7 protein-coding genes are annotated in these 7,331 nt (G+C 43.2%); 2 read left to right on the top strand and 5 right to left on the bottom strand.

The window, feature by feature from the left end; translation table 11 throughout:
* Positions 1 to 30 precede the first annotated feature (30 nt).
* Positions 31 to 1,539, bottom strand: coding sequence for a HEPN domain-containing protein (locus Q0X25_RS06355; protein ID WP_298580153.1), 1,509 nt, complete (start codon positions 1,537 to 1,539; stop codon positions 31 to 33).
* 353 nt (positions 1,540 to 1,892) lie between these two features.
* Between Q0X25_RS06355 and Q0X25_RS06350 the strand changes: the two genes are divergently transcribed.
* Together Q0X25_RS06350 and Q0X25_RS06345 are read left to right on the top strand one after the other, a co-directional pair.
* Positions 1,893 to 2,711 carry an FxLYD domain-containing protein gene (locus Q0X25_RS06350; protein WP_298580152.1) on the top strand — a complete coding sequence of 273 codons (819 nt, stop codon included), beginning with the start codon at positions 1,893 to 1,895 and terminating at the stop codon, positions 2,709 to 2,711.
* 60 nt (positions 2,712 to 2,771) lie between these two features.
* A complete protein-coding gene (locus Q0X25_RS06345) occupies positions 2,772 to 3,710 on the top strand; it encodes a hypothetical protein (RefSeq protein WP_298580150.1) in 939 nt (312 codons plus the stop codon).
* 571 nt (positions 3,711 to 4,281) lie between these two features.
* On the opposite strand, the gene Q0X25_RS06340 is transcribed toward Q0X25_RS06345, so the two are convergent.
* From Q0X25_RS06340 to Q0X25_RS06325, 4 genes are read right to left on the bottom strand one after another with little or no spacing between them, the layout of a single operon-like run.
* Positions 4,282 to 5,061 (bottom strand): tryptophan synthase subunit alpha, encoded by a 780-nt coding sequence (locus tag Q0X25_RS06340; protein ID WP_298580147.1) that lies wholly within the window; start codon positions 5,059 to 5,061, stop codon positions 4,282 to 4,284.
* A gap of 10 nt (positions 5,062 to 5,071) precedes the next feature.
* Positions 5,072 to 6,352 (bottom strand): PTS ascorbate transporter subunit IIC, encoded by a 1,281-nt coding sequence (locus tag Q0X25_RS06335; protein WP_298580144.1) that lies wholly within the window; start codon positions 6,350 to 6,352, stop codon positions 5,072 to 5,074.
* A gap of 9 nt (positions 6,353 to 6,361) precedes the next feature.
* Positions 6,362 to 6,640 (bottom strand): PTS sugar transporter subunit IIB, encoded by a 279-nt coding sequence (locus tag Q0X25_RS06330; RefSeq protein WP_298580141.1) that lies wholly within the window; start codon positions 6,638 to 6,640, stop codon positions 6,362 to 6,364.
* A 2-nt stretch (positions 6,641 to 6,642) separates the two neighbouring features.
* Complete coding sequence (locus Q0X25_RS06325) at positions 6,643 to 7,191, bottom strand: PTS sugar transporter subunit IIA (RefSeq protein ID WP_298580139.1); 549 nt, start codon at positions 7,189 to 7,191, stop codon at positions 6,643 to 6,645.
* Positions 7,192 to 7,331 lie beyond the last annotated feature (140 nt).

The raw sequence follows: 7,331 nt of genomic DNA, 5'->3' as shown, positions 1-7,331 counted from the left end.
GGATATCTGAGTACAGACGATTATTGTTGATTATTCATACATATTTTTAATCTTCTCCCTGACTCCAACTTTGTACCCAGCTTCTTGGATGGCATTATTTATTTTTTCTGGCTGTATGCCAATTAAGTTTAGGATGGCTGCGTAACTTAGTAGCCATACTGCTTGTGTATGAAAATATAACTCTACCTCTCGCAAAAGTTGGGAGTTTCCCGTTTCGCTTCGATGTACGTATGTGTTACGACATACACGATGATCTTGTAAAAAGAGCCGCTTATTGGGTATGAGAGATTCTGAAAATGGCTTTAGTTGAGTAAAAAGACTACGCGCAAGGGATCCTGCGGACTTTCTATTTCTTACGAGGTTTTGAATCCAGTTTTTGAATTTTTCATTACTTATTGATGCTGTCATTTGGGAGAATTCTCTATTAAATGTTTCTTCGTCAAAACATTTCTCGTCCTGATTAACCTTAGATAGTGCCTCAAACGCAGATGCACATGCAACAAACTCTAAATCGACGGGCATACGCCAATTATTTGTTAGAGACGTAATTATTGTTGATACATTTTTTGTATCTTGGTCAAGCTTGAACCATCTTCCCAAGATTTCTTGCGTGTGGCTTCCTAGCCGAGAGTATGGAAAGGGAATTTGCTCTGCTTCTGATCTGCTAATAGGGGATTCTGGATCAACGTAGGCAGTGTAATAGCTGAACGTGCAGTCCTGATGAAATTCATGCGCGCTTATTGAATTGATTGAAGTGAATCTCCCTAAAAATAGTGTCATAAGATTACGAAGAGGGTAGATCCATTTTTCTAGAGTCTCGTCAAAATCTGAAGGATTATTTAATTCAACAACAAGGTAATGCTCAACTTTGACTGACATACCGCTACTTAAGGTTGGGTGTCCAGTTTTATTAACTTTTTGACGAATCTCTATCGTAATCTCATCGTCTTTGAATAGTGTGATGATGCCGACGCCCGATGAATTGTATTTTATTGAGTAGTCTGTGGTGGCAACCTTAGAAGTACCTTGGTTATCATGTCTGTTGTAGCTTATTGTTATCGGGTTTTTTTGAAACCAGTAACCCAAGCCATCTAAGCTTATAGAGATACGATCTACAGTTGGATGATTTGAAATAGGCTTGTTTGCAGCAGTTAAAGAGACTCCTCGTAATACTTGTGAGTCAAGACCTGGTGCGGAAGATACAAAGTTTTTCATTTCGACTTCACGCAGACAATACCATGTGCCATGTTGTGCAAATCCATAGATAGCATCTGCAGATTCGAATTCGCCACATGAAGATCGCACTCCTTCTGAATCCTCAAAAAATATTTCATTCAGAAGGAATCCTACTGGGATATCTAAAGTCGGTGGGTGTACCCCATCAAAGGTAATATCCCCAACATAACAATCGGTTTTACTTTTTTCTAGCTCATCTACCTGTGAGTTTTTTGGAAGTTTAGAGAGGGGGTAACCTAAGGCATTTGCCAACGTTATTAGGGTGCGTGCCCAATATCCTGCATAAAATTTTGTTGTTTTCATCTGGACCTCCCATAAACTAGGCAAATATTAAAATCATTATGTATAGCCTTTATATTCTTATCCAAAGAACCTCTATTGCAGGAATTCCCATCCTAATGCTATATACCACGCTCTCTTTTCCTAAAAGTCAAAGAGATCGACTGGATTAGAAACTTTAGTTGCTGAAAGGTTTGCATTGGTCGCTCCTAACCACAGCGGGATATCTCGCTGTAGTTTATTTTGGTGCATGAAGCTTCAAATGGGGTAGATAAGCCTATTTTGCTTTTATATCTACCAGCTGTCCTTGGTGTAGGACAGCTGTATATGTTTTTAGCAGCAGAATCTTCTTGTCGTGTTTTCGAAGGGAGATTCTCATGCACAAGGTAATGGATTTGCTCGCTGGAAAGAAACATCTCGTTGTGATTGCTACCTGTGGTGCACTTATTGTTGGTGGCGCTAGCGGCTGTAGCGGTGCAAAAACATCGACTACGGGGTCTGCTGGGGGTTCTGCCGCCGTTGCAGAAGTGCATTATGCGGACGAGGACTTTACTGCCGCCGTTGCGAAGGCACTTGAGGCGCGATGGAAGATTACGGATAAATTTGAGTCGAATCCTTTTGAGCTTGGTGCGACAGATATGGATGAGGCTCTCAAGGCAGAGCTGGCTCCTGTAGCGGAATATAAAGATGCGAAGTTTAAGAATCAGGACCTTGCGGAGGCGGCGTCTGCTTATGTTGAGGCGTTGGAAGGCTCACACGGCAAAGACTTTGCTGACCAAAATGACAGCTGGTCGAGCGCTTACTCGCATCGTGTTTCTGCTTTACACAAGATTAATGAAATCTCTGAGATAAAAGTTCCAGATAAGTACAAAGAGAATCTGAGCGATGTACTCAATGATGGTGAAGCGGCTGCTGTAGCTCAGGATTTGCAGAATGCTACCGTCTTTGAAAAGCAGGATCCCAGAGATGAGTATGAAACGTACTTCACGTATTCGGCAGTCGTAGAGAACAAGTCTAAGCTTGATTTTTCCTACTTTGCATTCAGGGTCAATTTGGTCGATAAGGATGGCGTTGTAGTTGAGACTCAAACGCCTTACACGGAGAACTGGGCGGGCGGAACCAAGCATCGCTTTGAGTTTATGTCAGATGCAAACTTTGATCATATTGAGATTTATGGCGCCTCTTGGAATCTATAGGAAGTTATGCGAGGGAGTCTGCGGGGCAGACTCCCTTCGTGTTTGTTGAGGAGGGGTGTCGTGGTGCGATATGGCTTTTGTTGGCAGCGGGTGATGGGATTTTGGGCATGTTGCTTTGCAGCGATGACACTCGCTCTAACTGGTTGTTCCGGCGGGACATCGTTGTCGAGTACGCAGGGAAGTACAGAGCCTGAAGCAAAGCATCTGAGTTCGTCGCTTTCGCAGACATATCAATATCGTGGCCTTTCAATAAAACTAGGCTCTGACTGGGAGCTAGGCAGTGGTGAGGAAGTGCGGACGTTTTCGGTGGATGGGGAAGGTGTTGTCGCCTCTATTCGCGTAAGCAATCCCTTTAGTGAAGAGGACAAAATTGTCCCTGATGACGTCAAGCAGCTCGATGCAGGTAAGCGCGATAGCTGGTATTATCTGCTGACTTCTGCCAAGGACGGCAAGGAGTGCGTGTACACATTTTCCGGCTGGGGCGAAAACGGTGTGGGATTTACCTGTACCTTCAAGCTTGGCGAGAAGTATGCCACTACGTATAACCAACACATAATCGAGAAGATTTGCTCGCTTATTCGTTTTAACCCAGAGGCTGCAGTAAGTTCTGCTTCTATAAAAGAAGTTGAGGATGCGGGTTATGCGACCGATCAGCATGTCGATGAGCTAAGCATCGTAGGTTTTTCTAGCTCGGATGACGGTTATGACGTGAGTACTGCGCGCTTCAAAATCCAAAACAACACGGATACACCAGTGACATTTAAGTCTATTGATGTATATGAGCTGGATGCTGATGGGAATATCGTTACGTATGAGCAGTCTTGGAATGCAGAAAATGACCCTGAGGTAGCGCCTGGGCAGAGCTGTACGGTTAAAGTCTTGTACACCACAAGTGACAAGATTGCATCGTTTGAAAGCAAGAAATACAGCTTTAAAGATGCTGAGGGCAAGCTAGTGACGGGCGTCTTCTCAAAGACCTTTACGGCAAAAGTTGAGTAGGAAAAAGGGCTTCAGATGCGCTCTGAAGCCCCTGCTTTGTTCATTTGGAGATGCTCTAAGATGGGGAATGTTGAGTAAACAGCGCGGATCGATTCTGTGCTAATAATTTGGTTATATTGCTGTGTCGTATTGCATCTTTGACGAGCATCTAGCTGTGGACTTTCGTGATGTGTCATTGCAGGCAGTTCATTATCCGAAAGCTTAGGCAGAGGTAAACATACCGAGTTAGTATCTGTTCTGAGCGCAGCATTTAAAAGCTCATGATAAGCAACTAATTTTAAAAAAGTTTGCTGATGAGGGAGTATGTTGAGTTTGACGAAGGATGCAGCATTTCCGTTATATCAGCAAATATTAAATTCAATTTGTAAAGAAATTGAAGCTGGTAGATATAAATTCTGGCGGTGGACTTTCAGCGGAGTGAGAACTATCTGAAAATTACTCATTAATAAAAAAGTGATATCCACTCACTTGTGGATGCACAAAAGAGCGCTATGGATGGCTCATAGTACAAAGAACGGTGAGATAAAATCTCACCGTTCTTTGAATCGAATATCTTCCACGTAGTGACAGACTATGCAAGTTGTTTACTAATAGAAGAAAGTCCGAGCGATCTAATATACGCTTGAACTGCCTCAATGCCTCCAGCATCTAGCTGGCGAATTAATTCAGAACCAATAATTACACCGTCTGCTCCATCTGAAATTATCTGCTTTATGTCTTGGCAGCTTTTTATACCAAAGCCTACAAAGATAGGGATGCAAGAGATATGTCTAATATGTCGCATAGTCTCTCTATACGCAGTTGGTACTGTACCCACACCTCCCGTCTTGCCTGCTTGGGTAACAACATATGCAAACAAAGATGAATTGCTTAGCTGAGAGCTAATCTGCTGTTCAGACATTTGCTCGCTAAAGACATGTACTAATCCGGGGTATTGCGCAGCATCAAGCATGCTGTCGACGCAAAGCATTGCGTCATAAGACCAGCGGGGGAGTGTCTGTAGCTGGAAATAGTCTATACCCTCAGCATATGTCATAAGGATTATTCTGAAAGAGTAACGCCTGCGTATAGCAGAAAGAGCAGCGGCAATAATCTCGTGTGTTAGCTTTGGAAAGATTAATTCATGTGTTCGCTTGATAACCTCGCCTTCCATATTTGGGTTAGAAACAGGAATACCAATTTCCACATACCCAACTCCGTGCTTCTCTAAAGTATCAAGTGTTTGATAAAACAGATCCCATGACGGATAACCAAGGGTTAAAAAGAATGCGGTTCGCTCGGCAACTGGGCCAACTGGAGCTGGACAATTAAAAGCTGTTTCCTGAGTAGCTATCTTGAGCGCGTATGACATGACCTATCTCCTACATTCCAATCGCATGGAGGATCAGACCAAGAATGGGACCGTAAACACAATAATCTGTTTCAGAGAGAATGCGCATAATTGGTTCATACGATCCAACCATAGGGAGCAAGAATGCTTGTCCCACGATAAGCAAAAGCCCGTTTACCAATGAGCCTATAACCGCGCCGCGAATGCCACCATGTGCGTTACCAAAAATTGCGGTTGCTGCACCTGTAAAGAATGTTGGAATAAGTGCCGGAAAAACAATAACGGGATAGCCAGCCGCTGCAAGAACTGCCATACCAATGAGCCCAGAAGTAAGACTGCATAGGAAGCCTACAATGACTGATGTGGGATAGTTAGGGAACAGCAGTGGAACATCAAGACCGGGTTTTGCTCCGGGAATAATTTTTTCGGCAAAGCCATGGAATGCGGGAATAATTTCAGCAAGCATCATGCGGACGCCCGTAATAATAACGGTAATCCACATACCAAAGCTGACTCCCTGCAGTAACGAATATACGAGGATGTCTTTCCCACCGGAAACATTTTCAGAAACCCAGGTAGGACCAGCAATAATGCTTACCACCAAAAAGAGCAAAGTCATTACTAGTGTCAAAGCAATGGTCATCTCACGCAAGAATGAGAACTTCTTCGGAATTTTAATTTCCTCAAGATCATGCTCTTTATTACCTAATACTTTGGCTAAGCCAGTAGCGATAAGTAGGCCAACCGAGCTTGAGTGAGCAAGTGTAATTTCTTCTCCGCCTTTTACGCCTTTTATGCACACATCAACATATGCGCAGGTTACAGTCATATAAATACCTAGAAGAACTGACCCAACGCCTACAATTCCCCAGAAAGGAAGGCTTGTGTTGTATTTTAAGAGTGCCGCGATTAAACCTGCGAAGAAGAATGAGACATGGGCTGATAAGTGGACATATTTTAGGGGAGTAAAGCGTGCGAGTATAAGGTTAACCAAGAAACCAAATGCAAAGATTAAAGCCAATTCAGTTCCTAAGTCGGTCATATATTCTGCAGAAGCAGTACCGATATCTGTTGCAACTACCGCCGTATTACCAAAAGCCTTACCAATCATGGTTGCTAAAGGTAATAGCGCTGTACCTAAGGTCTGTCCGCCAAGATTGACCATGGTAAAGCCAATCATTGCCTTAATCGCTGAAGGCAGGATTTGGTGCCACCCCTTTTTCATGGCTAACATGCCAATAACAACGACCAGACCAATAATGAATACAGACTGACTTAGATAGTTATTAACGATATACAGGAAGACTTCCATGATCATCTCCTATCCCAGAGTTTCAATAGTGTTGAGCAGTTGGATACGCAAATTTGCCTTATCCATCATGTTGTCAATACGAATAATGGGGGTGGAAGTGGCGCGCATAGCATCAGCAAAATCAGAGGTAGTAATAATAATGTCATAGCTATCAGGGCTAACCGAGCTAATATCAGAAGCATCAACAGCCGCTTCTATTCCTTCAGCATCCAAAATTTGCTGTGCAAAGAGTCTGAGCATCATACTGCTCCCGACTCCTGCACCACAGACCGTAACGATGTTGAGCATATTTACTTCCCTTCTCCTATGAGAGACAGGACATCTTGAGGTGTTACTGCCTGTCTCAACTGAATAACTTTTTCTGGGTCGCTTAAAATATCAGCCAGTTCTGAAAGCGCTTTTAAATGTGTCTGGTGATCGATTGCACAAAGGCCAATAACTATGGCTACTGGATCGTTGCTAGGATGTCCGAATACCACAGGTTCTTTTAGAGTCACAATTGAAAAGCCAACACTTTTTGCTCCTTTTTCGGGGCGTGCGTGAGGCATGGCTATACCTGGAGCGATGACAATATAGGTGCCGTTTACTTCAACATTTTCAATCATTGCATCGATGTATTCCTCAGATGCAAGACCTTTTTGTACTAAAAGACTGCCTGCTTTTCGTACGGCTTGATTTCTATCTGCGGCAGGGTAATCGCATTCAATAAGATCTTCGGATAAAATTTCTTTGAGCATAGGCTGATACCTCTCCTTCTGTATATCTTCTCTAGATGAAAATCCCAATTGGTAAGCGAGCTCCAGCTGGATATTGTTCGCCTGACCTTCGTTTAAAGGCACAAATTTCCTGATTATTTCAATGATCTTTTCAGGGCTAATCTCAACATGTTTAGGATTAAGAAAGCTTGCTAGTCTCCGCTTATCATCATTTGCTGTCTCTTATACACATCTGACGCTGCCGACGAAACCTTATGGGTGTA

This window comes from uncultured Olegusella sp. (genome assembly GCF_947253395.1).
Lineage (GTDB): Bacteria > Actinomycetota > Coriobacteriia > Coriobacteriales > Atopobiaceae > Olegusella.
This window is presented reverse-complemented; position numbering and strand designations above follow the sequence as displayed.